This is a genomic window from Sphingobium sp. GW821-FHT02B05, assembly GCF_059421905.1.
On sequence record NZ_JBWKVW010000009.1, the window covers coordinates 35,000 to 49,560 of the forward strand.

The window sequence follows — 14,561 nt, forward strand, 5'->3', positions numbered from 1 at the left end:
TTCGGTATTCGGTATCGGATCAGGACGGGAAATCATCATATTTCAGCGACATTGTGCAGGAACCGCCCCTCACGATGGATCGGCTTGCAGCACTCAGGATCAGCCACGAATATATCGCGCGATTGGAGAGATAATCGCCATGACGACGGGTCGGCCCGACCTTCGACGGCCTGCCTGTCGCCGCCTCAAGCGTGAGCGGCCTTGGCTGCGCCGGGCCGCCTGAAGGAGGGGGCAGCACTGCTCTGCCGCACGACCAGGCGATGGGACAAGGTGACGGATTCCAGACCGTCCTGATGTCCGTCAAGTATTTCGAGCAGCATCTCCACCGCCCGCCTGCCAATTTGCGCGCTTGGCTGGGCGATGGTGGTGAGGGGCGGGTTGAGGAAACGGGCAAAGCGAATATCGTCGCAGCCCACCAGCGAAACGTCGCCCGGACAGGTCAGGCCCAGATGGCGTATGGCGCGCAGTGCGCCGATGGCAAGTTCATCGCTGAAGCAGAATATCGCCGACACGTCATGCTCCGACAGGAGTTGCTCGGCTTGGGCAAAGCCGGATTCTGCGGTGAAATCTCCGCTGCGGACGAGCAGATCGGCAAGACCGGCATCCTGCGCGATCCGGCATGCGCCCTCCAGCCGATCGCGGCTCAGGGGGCTGTCGAGCGGCCCGGTGATGACGCCGATATTGCGGTGCCCAAGGCCGACGAGATGGACCAGCGCATCGGCGCCAGCGGCGACATTGTCGATATGGACGCTGGAAACCTGTAGCTCCGGACTATATTCGCATCCATGGACAATGGGCATGGGCACCGCGCTCGCCGCAACCGATGCCACCAATATTTCCGGCAGACGATGCCCCAGGAAGATGAAACCATCCACCTCACGCCGCTTGAACATCATCGCATAGCTGTTCTCGATGATCGGGTCTGACCGCGTGTCGCCCAGCACGACCGAATAATCAGCTTCGCGCGCCGCTTCCTCCGCGCCCCGGATCACATCGGAGAAAAAGGGATTGGAAATGTCCGGTACGGTGACGAGGATCTTGGACGATTTGAGCGTTCGCAGGGAACGCGCTGTGCGATTGGGCTCATACCCAAGTCTGGAGACAGCCGCCTGGACCCGCTTACGCATGATTTCATTGACTTTATCCGGTTGGCTTAGCGTCCGTGAGACTGTTGCCACGGACACTTTTGCCATTTTCGCTACGTCACGGATCGTCGTCATGGCTGCACCATGCGGATGATGGCTGGGACTGTCGAGCGATCATCCGTCTTTAACGGGTTTTGGGCAATGCGAACGCGACATAGGCGGCCCCCTGCGGCCCGGAGGGATTGCGTGCGCCGCTGGTCGCGATCACGATAAACTGGCGGACGTTGGCGATGTGGATGACCGGCGTGGCCGTGACGGCATGGGCGCATCACACAGTCATGGTGCCAAGTGACGTTTATATGTGAAGGCAAGACGCCTGCCGCTTTCGCCTGACGTCTTGGACGGGGCGATGGACGCTATTTCCCAAATCGAACGGAACTTGCCGCTTCATGTTCCATATAGGTTAGAATATTAGCCTTGGCCTCGGCCTGTCGCGGGTCGATGGCGCGCATCTGGGTGTGCAGCCTTGCGCGATTAATGTCGATCCGCACATAGCCGGCTTGCGTCACATTGCTGAAGCGGATGTGCGGATTATGGACCAGGGCGTCGCCAAAGCGTCCGGCCGGTGGTGATTGCGCGGCAAGGGCCGAGGTCACGATCTCCGTCGCAACAGGCCGGCCGGCGTCGGCGTTTTCGCGGTGCAGATCGTTTAGCCAGAAACTATGTACGTCGCCGCTCAGCACGAACCCATTGCGAATATTGGGCCGGGCCAGTTGGTCGAGCAGCATTGACCGGCTGGCGGCATAGCCATCCCATTGGTCACTGAACACCGTGTCGCCAGTGCCGTCCAGCGACAACGGGGCGAAGAACACGCCCTGCGCCAGCAGCGTCCAGGGACGGCGCTCGTCCGCCATTCTGCGCGCAAGCCAATGTTCCTGCGCATCGCCCAACATGGTTCGATCAGGCCGGAAGCGATCGGCACAATGGTCCAGCTTCACATTACGGGCCATTGACGGCGCGGCGCAGGGCGGAGGCGACCGATATTGACGGGTATCAAGCATCGACAGCGACGCCAGGTCGCCCCAATCGATCCCGCGATACAGGCGAGGGCTGGCCATGGACCGCCACAGGCTGGGTCGGATCGGCATATGTTCGAAATAGGCCTGATAGGCTGCCGCCCGCCTCTTCGCGAAGATTTCGGGCGGCAGGCCTTCGCGATTGGCGAGGCCGGCATAGTCGTTCCACACCTCATGATCGTCCCAGGTCACCAGCCAGGGCACTTGCCTGTGCGCTTCCTGCAAGTCGGGATCGGTGCGGTAAAGGGCATAGCGGGCGCGATAGCCCGCCAGATCGCGCGGTTCGGGCGCGTCGAAATCCCGCACCCTGGGCTGGTCGGGATAGGATTGTTCGTAGATATAATCGCCCACCTGCACGATCAGGTCGGGATCGCCCGCCAGCATGTCACGATAGGCGCCGAACCAGCCCAATTCCCAATGTTGGCAGGATGTCAGTGCCAGCCGCAACCGATCCGCCTGATGCGGCGTGGTGGCGGTGCGGCCGACCGGACTGACCGTGCCCAGCGTATGAAAGCGATACCAATAGGGACGTCCGGGCCGCAAACCATAGAGTTCGACGTGGAGGCTGTGCGCCGCTTCGGGATGGGCGATCTGCTCCCCGGCGCGAACGATATGGCGGAAATGAGGATCGTCGGCGACTTCGAACCCGACGGGCACTGCGCCGCCCTGCATGGGGGTCGCGCCAGCGCCAACCAGCCGCGTCCAAAGAACGAAGCCGTCGCAAGACGGGTCGCCGCTCGCCACGCCCAGGGCGAATGGATCGTCGACAGCTTTGCCCGCTGTGGCAAACGCGATGCCAGGGCATGTAGCGAGCGCTGTCATGGCGGCGACAACGGCGCGGCGGCGCCATAGAAAATCCTGCATCGCGCGCCTCTATCGGCGCGGTTTGACAGAAATGCGACACGCCGCAGCATTGCCATGGGCCATTGTCCCCATTTTGTCATCGCGAGTGTTTAACCGCCCGGCCAAGCCTGAAAGGACGAAGCCGTGACCTGGTTAAGGGACGTTGACCGCTGGTTCATTGATGAGGTGCTGCCGCATCGCGCCGCCTATCGCCGGCAGGCTGGACGGCTGGTTGCGGTGACCGAGGCTGAAGATCTGGTGCAGGAAGCCTATGCCCGTGCGATCGATGCGTCCCGGCATCGTGATATTGTCAATCCGCGCAGTTTCGTCCTCACCATCATCCGCAATCTTGCGCATGAACGGCATCGCCGCGCGACGGTCGTACGATTCGAGCATCTGGCGGACCTGGATGCGGACGACATCGCTGACAGCGCCCCCGACCAGTTCGCCGTGGTGTCCGGCAATCTGGAACTGGCCCGATTGATCGAATTGATGGATCAACTCCCTGCGCAGGCTCGCGCGGTGGTAAAAATGCGACGGATCGAAGGATTATTGCCAGGCGACATAGCGGCGCGGATGGGTTTATCGGTCTCTACTGTAGAGAAGCATCTTGCCAAGGGGCTGGCAATTCTGGCCTTTGCGTTGCAGGAAGCCCCCAAACAGGCAGAAGGGCCGACGATCGCGCGCTTATGGCAACGCCACCGACAAACCGGGAATTGATGGAAGAAGCCGCCGAATGGCTGGCGGCACTGGACGCGGGCACGACGCCGCCGCAGGCCTTCGACGAATGGCGCGCGGCCGATCCCAGACGGGCAGTGGCGTTTGCGCAAGTGGCGGACGCCTTCGACCAGGTCGCGCGATTGCGGGTCGTTCATGATCGCGCGCCGGTCTCGCAACCCACCTTCAATCGGCGCAGGATGCTCCGTGCAGGGGTGCTGGCCGGCGGCGCATCCGTTGCGGCGGCTTTCGTCGCGGTCAGGGCGGCCGCGCGCGACCATGCCGAAACGGCGGTGGGGGAACGCCGCCTGATCCTGTTGGAGGATGGCACCCGCGTGCGCCTGAACACGGCGACGCGCATCAGCTGGCGGGTTGAAGGCAAAAACCATGCGATCTGGCTGGAACAGGGTGAAATCGGTTTGGACGTAGCGCGGCCTGCCGGCGCTTCCGTAACGCTCAAGGCCGGCGGGACCACCTTCCGGTTGACGGAAGGCCGCTATAATGTGCGGCGCGACCCTGAATCGCTGGGGCTACTCGTCCTGTCGGGTCGCGCAGAGGCTGACGGGGATGCGAAGGGCAGGGTCGAGGCCGGTGGATTTGCGCGGGTGATCGACCGTCAGATGTCCGTTCGCCCGGCAGAGCCGGTGGCGCTGGATCGGGCGCGTAGCTGGAAAGACGGGCAACTGGTGTTCGAGGGCGAGAGCCTCGACTTCGTGGTCGCGGAATTCAACCGTTATCGCGATCAGAAGATGGTGATCGCCGACCCCAGCCTGTCCCGCATCCGCCTGGGCGGGCGCTTTACAACCACCGACCCCAAGGATCTGCTGACGGCGCTCCACGCCTCTTTCGGCATTCGCGCGGTGCATACGCAAAGTGGCGCCATCACCCTTACGGCGGGCTGAGCAAATTTTTTGTGCGCTGCGATAGCGGTCGCCTCATCCTCACCCATCCCATCCTTCGAGAGAGCAATTCTCGGAGGGCAAAAATGAGTTTCCATACGGTCGCAATACCCCTGATACTGGCTGCCGCGCCGGCAAGCGCCGCCAGCGAGCACGCCATCAGCTTCAATATCCCTGCACAGAATATGGCGACGTCGCTGAACGAATTTGGCCGTCAGGCCGGCGTGCAGATGGTCTTTCCCTATGACGCCATCGCCGGCCGCCAGTCGATCGCCCTGCGGGGCCGTTTCACCCGCGCGCAGGCCCTTCGTCGCCTGATTGCCGGTCGCGGCATGAGCATTTCCTACGAAGGCGCGGCCATGATCTCGCTCGCCGTCGCGAAGGCACCGGTGGACCTGTCTGCCGCAGAGCCGGGCGAAGGCGGCGGCGATATCATCGTGACGGCGCAGAAGCGCGCCGAAGACCTGTCGAAAGTGCCGCAGGCGATCACCGTCGTATCGGGCGAAGACGCGGCCGCACGCAAGATCACCGATTTCGCCAGCCTGGTCGATGAAGTGCCCGGCCTGTCGATCAACTACAGCACCGGCGGTGAAAGCTATGGCTTGCTGACCATTCGCGGCATCGGCGGCGCGGACGATTACAAGCCCAATGGCAGCCCTTCGGTGGCGCTGCATATCGATGGCGTCTATCAGAGTTCGAACGCCTATATGGCCATGCCGCTGTTCGATCTGGAGCGGATCGAGGTGCTGCGCGGGCCGCAGGGTACGCTGTACGGTCGCAACACGACCGCCGGTGTCGTCAACGCGATCACGCGCGGCGGCACCGACCGGTTCGAAGGCTATGCCGATGTTCGCTATGGCAGTTATGACAGCCTGCGCGCGGAAGCCGCGATCGGCGGCCCGGTCAGCGACAATGTGCGGGTTCGCCTGGCGGTGATGACGGATCAGGGCGGGGGCTTCATGGACGGCAAAGGCGCGGGCGACCTGGCCGGCGTCGGCCTTAGCGTGGGCGGCGTGGTGCAGAGCCAAGTGCCCGCGATCAACGATCCGGGCGCGCGCAAGGGCTTTGGCGACAAGGATGTTTTCGCTGCGCGCGGCACGGTCGATATCGATTTTGGTCCCGACACCAGCCTGACGCTGAAGGCCTTTGCCAGCCGCGACCGGGGCGATGCGCGTCAATATGACCGGATCAGTGCGGCGGACGACAGCAGCGTGTTGAACGCGGGCGAGAATGACGATCCCTACAGCTTTTATTCGCGCCAATATTATCAGCAAAAGATTGATATCAAAGGGGGATCGGCCCAGTTTTCGCACCTGCTGAACGACGCCACCCGGTTCGACATGGTGGTCGGTGCCCAGTCGAGCCAACGTAATATCGGCGGCAATGGTGATGGCACGCCCTATCCCCAATATGAATATGCGTTCGATGAGGATCTGAGCCAGGCGTCGATAGAAATGCGCCTGCGCAACGAGCAGCAGGGCCGTTTCAACTGGCTGGTCGGTGGCTTCTACATGAGCGACAAGATCGACTATTCGAGCCAGTGGACCAGTTGGGCCGCGCGCACCATCTATGACAATATCCACAATCAACGCCGCCGCAGCGCTGCCATTTTCGGTCAGGGCGATTACGAAATCCTGCCGAAACTGCGCCTGACGCTCGGCCTGCGCTACACGCGCGACCAGATCGATTCGCAGGGGCGCAATGTCGATCATAATCCCTGGGGCATTTCCAATTATGCCGCCTTTTTCGCGACGACGCCCAATTTCAGCTGGGACAAGCAGTTCAAGGACGGCGACGTGTCGGGCCGCGCGGCGGCGCAATGGTTCATCAGCGATGATTTGAACATCTTCGCGTCGGTCGCGCGCGGCTATCGGTCGGGTGGTTTCGACGGCACATCGATCATGACGCTGGCGGAGACCGAGCCCTTCGCGTCCGAAACCGTCTGGGCCTATGAGGCGGGCGTACGCTATTACAAAGGGCCGGTGCGCCTGTCACTTGACGCCTTTGCGAATGATTTCAGCAATCTTCAGGCGACGACGCGGCTGGCCAACGACACCAATGGCCGTACCAATGTCGGCAAGGCCAGGACGCGCGGGATAGAGGCGGCGCTCGACCTCAATGTGCTGAACAGCGGGGGACACAGGCTCGATTTCGATGCGTCGGGTACCTATCTCTACTCGGAAATTACCGAGTTTAATTCCAATCGCATCGCCGACGTGACCGCCACGGTCGGCGATCCCTTGCCCGGCGCGCCCAAATGGACCGGTCGCGTCGGTCTTGTGCACAGCTACAACTTCGGCGATGGCTGGGTTTTGACCAGCCGCGCCAACATCTTCCATCATGGCAAGGAATCGAACCGCCTGAACGCGGTTGTCGGCAATATCTCGCCCGCCTACACGTTGCTCAACGCCCGGATAGAGCTGGCATCGCCGCATGGCTGGTCGATCTATGCGATGGGTCGCAACATCACCGATGAAGTCTATTTCCCGGAAATGAACGGGGCATCGCGCATGGTCGGCGCGCCGGCCACCTATGCGGTGGGCGTTCGCCTGCGTTTCTGACACACCGGCCGGATGGCACGCCGTCCAAAATGGGACGGCATGAGCTTTCGGGTCGCCCGGTGGGCGCCACCTTAGCGATCGAGCTAGGGTGGCGCCATCATATCGGCTCAGGTGAGATTGGGCGCTGCTATCTTTTGGGCAGCGCCTACTTGCAGCCTGATTTAGACCAGTTGCCGCCACCATTGATCGGCAAAGGATGGTCTGCTGATACGGATCGCAATGACGTTACCTCGCGATGATCTTCCTGCCGAGTAGGATGGTGACACCGCACAAGATGAGCGCGGCCGCCAAATGCCCCACAAAATCGACCATCGACATCGCGATCGGGTGGCAAAAGGCCAATAGGCCAAAAGCCATGAACCCGATGCCTGCGCCGGCAAGCGCCAGCGACCGGTCGGGGCGCAGCGAACCTGTGCGTCGCAGCGCCATGATGGCTATGGCGACCATGGGGAGGCCGGCTGTCATGACGAAGGTGAAGCAATAGCTGCCCTGACCGATCTCTCCTATCGGATGGCGCGACGCGCCGATGCCGACGGTCGCAAGCACCAGCCAGACGACCAGCCCGATGATCGCCCATGGCGGAGTCCGCACCGTCCGACCCGCAACGCCCGATGAAAGGGACGCACCGAACGCCACCAGACCGAGGGACAGGGACAGAATGATATTCGCGGCGCCAACCCACGCCAGTGGCCCGGACCAGTCGGTCGCTTCCCGCTGCGTCAGGCTGGTGGCGACATAGCCAGCACCCAGGGCGATCGGGGTCCAGCCCAGCGCGCGCGTCCAGGCGGGCGCCACCCGCCGCACCGGCTGCGCATTGCCGGCAAGCTTTTGGATCAGCGTTTCATGATCAACCATCTGTCTGCCTTCCAACATCTTTCAGCTTCGCATAGGCGCGATGGAGCAGGGATTTTATCGCCGGCACGGATAGCCGGCTTTCGTCCGCGGCATCGTCCAGCGACATTTCGCGTAGCTTCACCATTTCCACCACCATCCGCTGTCGTTCCGGCAACAGGCCCAATAGACGGCCCAATTCCTGGCTGGTCCCGGCAGCCTCCATGGCGGCTATCGCGCCGCCGTCCGCCATCTCCGCGAGAAGCATGTCGCCGTTCACTTCTCTGGCACGCGATCGCCCCTGTTTGCGAAGTGCGTCGATCGCCCGTGCCGACGCGATCGCGACCACCCATGGCAGGAGAGGGCGGGCCGGGTCGTAGGTGTGCCGCAATCGGTGGATCGACAGCAATGTGTCCTGCACCACATCCTCGGCTATCGCCTCGTCGAACAATCGCCGTCGCGCGCAGGCCCGGATGGCGGGTACCAGCGCGCGCAGGACAAGGGCATAGGCACGCTGGTCGCCATCTTGCGCCCGGCGCATCAGGTCGGGCCATGCCTTGGGGGAGGACAGATCGTTGTGCATCTGGTCGCTAGGCGAGGCAAAAACGTGGCAATCGGTGTCGCACTGTCAGCCCTTATTACCTGCGGCCTGCTCCAGCGCCGCGACCGCCGTCTTCACGTCCAGAACCTGCGGCAGGATGACCGGATCGCCGCCCTTGGCAGGATAGACAAGATAGAGCGGCAGTCCCGAACGGCCGAGCTTCATCATAGCCTCTTCGATGCGTGCGTCATAGTTGGTGGAGTCCGCTATCATATAGCTGGTCCCTGTGCGGGCGACGGCGTTTTTGAAGGCATCGGTGGAAAGAACCGCCTTCTCGTTCACCTTGCAGGTCAGGCACCAGGCGGCGGAAAAGTCCACGAAGACCGGGTGGCCGGCCGCACGGTCGTGCGCAACCCGCTCCTGCGACCAGGCGACGGGCTTTGCGTCCGCTGGCGCAAGTGCCACAGCCGCCTGCGCCATATCGCCCCTATGCGCTTGAAAGAGGACGCTGCCCGGCAGCGCGCCGAGCAAACCGATGGCGCCCAGGCCCATGGCCGCCGCGACATAAAGGCCCCGCGAAGACCGGCCCGCCATGCCACGCCGCTGGGCGATCCCGAACAGCCAGCCCGTCACGGCCAAAAGCAGTGCGCAACCAATTAGCAGAGCAAGGCCTGCCGACCCGGTCTGGAGGGAGAAGACCCACAGCAGCCACGCCGCCGCACCCAGCATCGGGAAAGCCAGCGCCTGTTTGAGTACCGTCATCCACGGGCCGGGGCGGGGAAGGCGACGGGCAAGAGCAGGGCTGAAGGACAAGACGGTGAAGGGCGCCGCCACCCCGACCGCCAGCGCCGCGAAGATCGAGAGGGCGGCCAGCGGTGGCTGAACCAGGGCGAAGCCGATCGCGCCCGCCATAAATGGTCCGGCGCAAGGGGTCGCGACCACCACCGCCAATGCCCCGGTCAGTGCCGCCCCCAGCAGCCCATCCCGCCCGTCAAGGCTCTGGCCGACCCGCTGCAAGCCGATACCGATTTCGAACAGGCCAGCCAGATTGAGCGCGGCGCCCAGCACAACCAGCGCCAGCAAGCCGACGATCAGAGGAGATTGCAGTTGAAAGCCCCATCCCACGGCCTGGCCACCGGCCCGAAGCGCGATGAGGATGCCGGCCAGCGTGAGCATGGCCAGAAGAGTGCCGATAAAGAAGGCGACGCCCTCCCGGCGCATATGATGCGGGTCGCCACCCTGACGCACAAGGCCGAACGCCTTGAGTGAAATGATCGGGAAAACGCAGGGCATCAGGTTCAGGATCAGCCCGCCAAGAAAGGCGGACAGGATGGCGACGAGCATGGCTGGCCTCGTGGAGTAAGGGAATGGACCGAACGGAATGGATCAGCCGCGCTTGGCCTTCCAGGCGCGGACAGCTGCCATCGTCTTTTCGATATGGGCCTGCGGATTGCGGTCGGTATAGCTCATCAGGATCGTGCCGTTGGGGGCGATGACGAACGAGGTGCGGTCCGACATCATGGGCTTGCCGGGTATCTGCATGGTCGTGTCATATTTTGCGGCGATCTTCGCGCCCGGATCGGCGGCGACGGCGAATTTGTCGCGGCATTCCGATTTGGAAAATTCGGCCACGCGCTCGACATTGCCGGCGGTCACGCCGACGACGCGGGCGCCCAGCTTGTTGAAATCATCGCTGGCCTCTGCGAACAGATGGGCTTCTACGGTGCAGCCAGAGGTGAAGGCGGCCGGAAAGAAATAGAGGACGACCGGGCCTTTCTTGAGCGATTGGTGCAGGGACAGGTTGAAAGGCTTGCCTCCCAGTGCGGCGCCGAGCGTGAAGTCGGGCGCCTTGGCCCCCTGCGCGAGGGCGGCGATGCCCTGTGTCGGTGCGGCGGCCATCAGGCCCAGGCCCAGCATCAGGGCGAACGTCTTGCGAATAGTCATCTGCGGTGCTCCGGATCGAAATAAGGTGGAGGATGACCTGTCGGCCACCCTCCACCTCCATGTTCGTTGGCGCACGGCGGAAAGTTGCGGTTTGAAATATCTGCGCTGCGATTTATTTTTCGCGCGCCGGCCACCGCCCAGGCCAGGCGCGTTGCCAGCATGCGGGCATGTCAGGCTTTCGATGTCGATGGTGCGCTGGTCGACACATGTAATTTATGGGTGTCGTCATAGCTGATCCAGCAGGCAAATCCGTGGCCGCATTGGGCATGGAGGTTCAGAATTTCGCTATGGTCGAAACGGTATAGATGGCCATCGTCCTTCACCTCTATGGTTTCGACCGACTTGAAATCGACGGGCGCGAGCGGCACCGCTTCCCGGCCGCGCTTGATCCGGACGTCATAGCGGGACGCGCCTTTGAGATAGGCGATGACGATGTCGTGAGAGCTGGCATTCTGCCATCTGGGGTGGATGGGCGCGCATCCCTGTATCAAAGCCAGGGCCGCCATGGCAAAGGCGATTCTGCCGATATTCTGCACCAGATGGTCTCCGCGTTCCGTTGGTCCGCCTCTCCCGATATGGCTTTCAAAGTCTTGATTGCGGCCCCTACCTGCCTGCGCATGAGTGCTGCATTAACGATCGGCGGACGCGAGGAGCGTCCGCCGACTATCAGCCCGATTTAACCAATCTTGCCGAGCAGGCTGTCCACCGCGACCTTGGCGTCGCCGTAGAACATGCGCGTATTATCCTTGTAGAAAAGCGGGTTTTCGATGCCGGAATAACCGGTACCCTGTCCGCGCTTCGATACGAAGACCTGCTTGGCCTTCCACACTTCCAGCACCGGCATGCCGGCGATCGGCGAGTTGGGATCGTCCTGCGCCGCCGGATTGACGATATCGTTGGAGCCGATGACGATCACCACGTCGGTCGAGGGGAAATCCTCGTTGATCTCGTCCATTTCCAGCACGATGTCGTAGGGCACTTTGGCCTCTGCCAGCAGTACGTTCATGTGGCCGGGCAGGCGGCCTGCGACCGGATGGATGGCGAAACGGACAGTCTTGCCGGCGGCACGCAGCTTGCGGGTGAGTTCGCTCACGCTCTGCTGTGCCTGCGCCACCGCCATGCCATAGCCCGGCACGATGATGATGCTGTCCGCCTCATTGAGCGCGGCGGCCACGCCATCGGCGTCGATCGCGACCTGTTCGCCCTCAATCTCCGCCGCCGGACCGGTGGTGCCGCCAAAGCCGCCCAGGATCACCGACACGAACGACCGGTTCATCGCCTTGCACATGATGTAGCTGAGGATCGCGCCCGAAGAACCGACCAGCGCGCCGGTCACGATCAACAGGTCGTTGCCCAGCGTGAAGCCGATCGCCGCCGCCGCCCAGCCGGAATAGCTGTTCAGCATCGAAACGACGACGGGCATGTCTGCGCCGCCGATCCCCATGACCAGATGGAAACCGATGAACAGCGCCAGCACCGCCATGGCGATCAGCACGGTCAGTTCGCGGCCCTCGACCCCGATATTGCCGACATACATCACCAGCAGCGCCAGCGATGCGATAGCGGCCGTGGCATTCAACAGATGGCCGCCCGGCAGCTTCTTCGCCTTGCCGTCCAGCTTCCCCGCCAGCTTGCCGAAGGCGACGATCGACCCGGTGAAGGTCACCGCGCCGATGAAGATGCCCAGAAATTCCTCGACCTTCAGGATGTTGATCTCGACCGGCGTCTTGTGCGCCAGCACGCCGGCAAAGCCGGTCAGCGCATCGCGCGCGGCGGGATCGAGCGCGTTTACCGTTTCCAGTTCGAAATGCGCGTTGAAGCCAATGAACACCGCGGCAAGCCCCACGAAGCTGTGCAGGGCGGCGACCAGTTGCGGCATCTCCGTCATCTGCACCCGCACCGCGACGATCCAGCCGATGACGGCGGCCACGGCGAAACTGCCGATCACGATCGGCAGGTTGGCCGCGCCAGGGCCAAACAACGTCGCCAGCACGGCCAGCGCCATGCCGGATATGCCATACCATACGGCGCGCTTGGCGCTTTCCTGGTTGGACAGGCCGCCGAGCGACAGAATGAACAGGACCGCAGCCGAGATATAGGCTGCGGACACTATGCCAGTATCGAACATGCAGGCCCCCTTATGACCGCTGGAACATGGCCAGCATCCGGCGCGTGACCAGGAAGCCGCCAACGATGTTGATCGAAGCGATCAGGATGGAAATGGTCGCCAGAACCAGCACGATCGTGCTGGATGACCCGACCTGAAGCATGGCCCCCACCACGACGATGCCCGAAATCGCGTTGGTCACCGCCATCAGCGGCGTGTGCAGCGCGTGGCTGACATTCCAGATCACCTGGAAACCCACGAAGCAGGCCAGCACGAAGACGATGAAATGTGCCATGAAGCTGGCCGGGGCGACCGCGCCGACACCCATCAGCACCAGCGCGGCGACGACCAGCAGCGTGACCTGCGACCGGGTCTGTGCCCTGAACGCGGCGATGTCCTTGGCCCGCTTCTGTTCGGGCGTCAGTTCCTCGGCCTTGGGTTTGGGCTTCTGCGCCGCGATCGCCTTGATCTTGGGCGGTGGTGGTGGGAAGGCCACGGCGCCCTCAAAGGCGATGGTCGCGCCCCGGATCACGTCATCCCCCATGTCATGGACGATCACGCCATCCTTGCCCGGTGTCAGGTCGGCCAGCATATGGCGGACATTGCTGGCATAGAGCGCGCTGGACTGTGCCGCCATGCGACTGGGAAAATCGGTATAGCCGATGATCGTCACGCCATTGGCAGACACGATCTTCTGGTCGGCGACGGTCAGTTCGCAATTGCCGCCGCGTTCGGCCGCCAGATCGACGATGACCGATCCGGGCCGCATCGCCTCGACCATGTCCCCGGTCCACAGGACGGGCGCATCGCGACCTGGGATGAGCGCGGTGGAAATGACGATGTCCACGGTCGGCGCCAGTTCGCGAAATTTCTTGAGCTGTGCCTCGCGAAATTCGGGACTGGATGGGGCGGCATAGCCACCGGTCGCTGCGCCATCCTGCTGTTCTTCCGAAAAATCGAGATAGACGAACTGCGCGCCCATCGATTCGATTTGCTCGGCCACTTCGGGCCGCACGTCGAAGGCCAGGGTGATGGCGCCGAGCGAGGTCGCCGCGCCGATCGCTGCCAGACCCGCGACCCCCGCGCCGATCACCAGCACCCTGGCCGGCGGCACCTTGCCCGCTGCCGTCACTTGCCCCGTAAAGAAGCGCCCGAAATTGGCTCCCGCCTCGATCACGGCGCGATAGCCGGCGATGTTCGCCATGGACGACAGTGCGTCCATCTTCTGCGCGCGCGAAATGCGGGGCACCATGTCCATCGCCAACACGTTGGCGCCCGTCGCGTTGATCGCTTCCAGTTCTGCGCCGCGCTGGCCGGGATAGAAGAAGGAGATCAGCGTCTTGCCTTGTTTCAGGCGCGCCGTCTCTTCAGTTTCGGGTGGGCGGACCTTCACGATCACGTCCGCTTGCGCCCATAATGCGTCTGCACTCGGCACGACGGTCACGCCGGCCGCGCGATAGATGTCATCGGCAAAGCCGGCCTGCTCGCCTGCGCCACTTTCGACCAGACATTCATGGCCCAGCTTCTGAAGTTGCCCGGCACTTTCCGGCGTCAACGCGACACGCGCCTCGCCCTGTGACACTTCTCTGGGTGCACCAATCTTCACTCTGCGCTCCTCCCCTGTCCCGGCCACGATCCGATCGCCCGGTCCGTGGACTTGCCCCTATTGACGGCTGGAAAGCGCTTGGTCCATCGCAAAAGCCTTGCCGCCCCAGAAGCTGAACTTCTTGGCCGTGATCATGTTCGTTCATGTCAGGTCCAAGCTGACCGGCGATATAAGCCCGATCGTCCCTGTGCGATAATGCTTTCCACAGCGCGTGCAAAAGCCTAGAGGCGCTTCATCCCCGGGGGGCCGCTCATGCGCGGCTGAGAGGTGGTCAGCAGACCACGACCCGCTGAACCTGATCCGGCTGATTACCGGCGTAGGGAGGGCAAGGCGGCATGTCCGTCCGTCCCT

General features: G+C 63.0%; 12 protein-coding genes and 1 riboswitch. Of the genes, 3 read left to right on the top strand and 9 right to left on the bottom strand.

Annotated elements, in window-relative coordinates; translation table 11 throughout:
• Positions 1–185: 185 nt before the first annotated feature.
• Positions 186–1,220, bottom strand: coding sequence for a LacI family DNA-binding transcriptional regulator (locus AC07UX_RS18310; protein WP_495193409.1), 1,035 nt, complete (start codon positions 1,218–1,220; stop codon positions 186–188).
• Between the two features lie 281 nt (positions 1,221–1,501).
• A complete protein-coding gene (locus tag AC07UX_RS18315) occupies positions 1,502–3,025 on the bottom strand; it encodes an alkaline phosphatase D family protein (RefSeq protein WP_495193410.1) in 1,524 nt (507 codons plus the stop codon).
• Positions 3,026–3,148: 123 nt separating this feature from the next.
• Between AC07UX_RS18315 and AC07UX_RS18320 the strand changes: the two genes are divergently transcribed.
• The 3 genes from AC07UX_RS18320 to AC07UX_RS18330 all read left to right on the top strand — a co-directional run bounded on the left by AC07UX_RS18320 (position 3,149) and on the right by AC07UX_RS18330 (position 7,181).
• A complete protein-coding gene (locus AC07UX_RS18320; protein ID WP_495193411.1) occupies positions 3,149–3,724 on the top strand; it encodes an RNA polymerase sigma factor in 576 nt (191 codons plus the stop codon).
• A complete protein-coding gene (locus AC07UX_RS18325) occupies positions 3,694–4,623 on the top strand; it encodes a FecR family protein (protein ID WP_495193412.1) in 930 nt (309 codons plus the stop codon). The genes AC07UX_RS18320 and AC07UX_RS18325 overlap by 31 nt, the downstream gene beginning before the upstream one ends.
• 83 nt (positions 4,624–4,706) lie before the next feature.
• On the top strand, positions 4,707–7,181 hold the full coding sequence (locus AC07UX_RS18330; RefSeq protein ID WP_495193413.1) for a TonB-dependent receptor: 2,475 nt from the start codon (positions 4,707–4,709) through the stop codon (positions 7,179–7,181).
• Positions 7,182–7,406: 225 nt separating this feature from the next.
• Here AC07UX_RS18330 and AC07UX_RS18335 read toward each other — a convergent pair whose 3' ends face one another.
• The 7 genes from AC07UX_RS18335 to AC07UX_RS18365 all read right to left on the bottom strand — a co-directional run bounded on the left by AC07UX_RS18335 (position 7,407) and on the right by AC07UX_RS18365 (position 14,210).
• On the bottom strand, positions 7,407–8,036 hold the full coding sequence (locus AC07UX_RS18335) for an NrsF family protein (protein WP_495193414.1): 630 nt from the start codon (positions 8,034–8,036) through the stop codon (positions 7,407–7,409).
• Positions 8,029–8,595 carry a sigma-70 family RNA polymerase sigma factor gene (locus AC07UX_RS18340; RefSeq protein WP_495193415.1) on the bottom strand — a complete coding sequence of 189 codons (567 nt, stop codon included), beginning with the start codon at positions 8,593–8,595 and terminating at the stop codon, positions 8,029–8,031. Before AC07UX_RS18340 ends, AC07UX_RS18335 begins: the two co-directional genes overlap by 8 nt.
• Positions 8,596–8,640: 45 nt before the next feature.
• Entirely contained in the window at positions 8,641–9,897 is a 1,257-nt protein-coding gene (locus AC07UX_RS18345; RefSeq protein WP_495193416.1) for a protein-disulfide reductase DsbD family protein, read from the bottom strand.
• A gap of 42 nt (positions 9,898–9,939) precedes the next feature.
• Positions 9,940–10,497 (bottom strand): peroxiredoxin, encoded by a 558-nt coding sequence (locus tag AC07UX_RS18350; protein ID WP_495193417.1) that lies wholly within the window; start codon positions 10,495–10,497, stop codon positions 9,940–9,942.
• Positions 10,498–10,667: 170 nt separating this feature from the next.
• Positions 10,668–11,003, bottom strand: a complete 336-nt coding sequence (locus AC07UX_RS18355) for a hypothetical protein (protein ID WP_495193418.1) — start codon at positions 11,001–11,003, stop codon at positions 10,668–10,670.
• 170 nt (positions 11,004–11,173) lie between these two features.
• Positions 11,174–12,625, bottom strand: coding sequence for an NAD(P)(+) transhydrogenase (Re/Si-specific) subunit beta (locus tag AC07UX_RS18360; RefSeq protein ID WP_495193419.1), 1,452 nt, complete (start codon positions 12,623–12,625; stop codon positions 11,174–11,176).
• A 10-nt stretch (positions 12,626–12,635) separates the two neighbouring features.
• On the bottom strand, positions 12,636–14,210 hold the full coding sequence (locus tag AC07UX_RS18365) for a Re/Si-specific NAD(P)(+) transhydrogenase subunit alpha (protein WP_495193420.1): 1,575 nt from the start codon (positions 14,208–14,210) through the stop codon (positions 12,636–12,638).
• Positions 14,211–14,439: 229 nt separating this feature from the next.
• A riboswitch (TPP riboswitch) is annotated at positions 14,440–14,550 on the top strand.
• Positions 14,551–14,561: the final 11 nt, after the last annotated feature.

Coding starts and splice junctions, on each gene's coding strand:
- AC07UX_RS18310 (WP_495193409.1), bottom strand. CDS start 1,220: ATGACGACGATCCGTGACGTAGCGAAAATGGCAAAAGTGTCCGTGGCA.
- AC07UX_RS18315 (WP_495193410.1), bottom strand. CDS start 3,025: ATGCAGGATTTTCTATGGCGCCGCCGCGCCGTTGTCGCCGCCATGACA.
- AC07UX_RS18325 (WP_495193412.1), top strand. CDS start 3,694: ATGGCAACGCCACCGACAAACCGGGAATTGATGGAAGAAGCCGCCGAA.
- AC07UX_RS18330 (WP_495193413.1), top strand. CDS start 4,707: ATGAGTTTCCATACGGTCGCAATACCCCTGATACTGGCTGCCGCGCCG.
- AC07UX_RS18335 (WP_495193414.1), bottom strand. CDS start 8,036: ATGGTTGATCATGAAACGCTGATCCAAAAGCTTGCCGGCAATGCGCAG.
- AC07UX_RS18340 (WP_495193415.1), bottom strand. CDS start 8,595: ATGCACAACGATCTGTCCTCCCCCAAGGCATGGCCCGACCTGATGCGC.
- AC07UX_RS18345 (WP_495193416.1), bottom strand. CDS start 9,897: ATGCTCGTCGCCATCCTGTCCGCCTTTCTTGGCGGGCTGATCCTGAAC.
- AC07UX_RS18350 (WP_495193417.1), bottom strand. CDS start 10,497: ATGACTATTCGCAAGACGTTCGCCCTGATGCTGGGCCTGGGCCTGATG.
- AC07UX_RS18355 (WP_495193418.1), bottom strand. CDS start 11,003: ATGGCGGCCCTGGCTTTGATACAGGGATGCGCGCCCATCCACCCCAGA.
- AC07UX_RS18360 (WP_495193419.1), bottom strand. CDS start 12,625: ATGTTCGATACTGGCATAGTGTCCGCAGCCTATATCTCGGCTGCGGTC.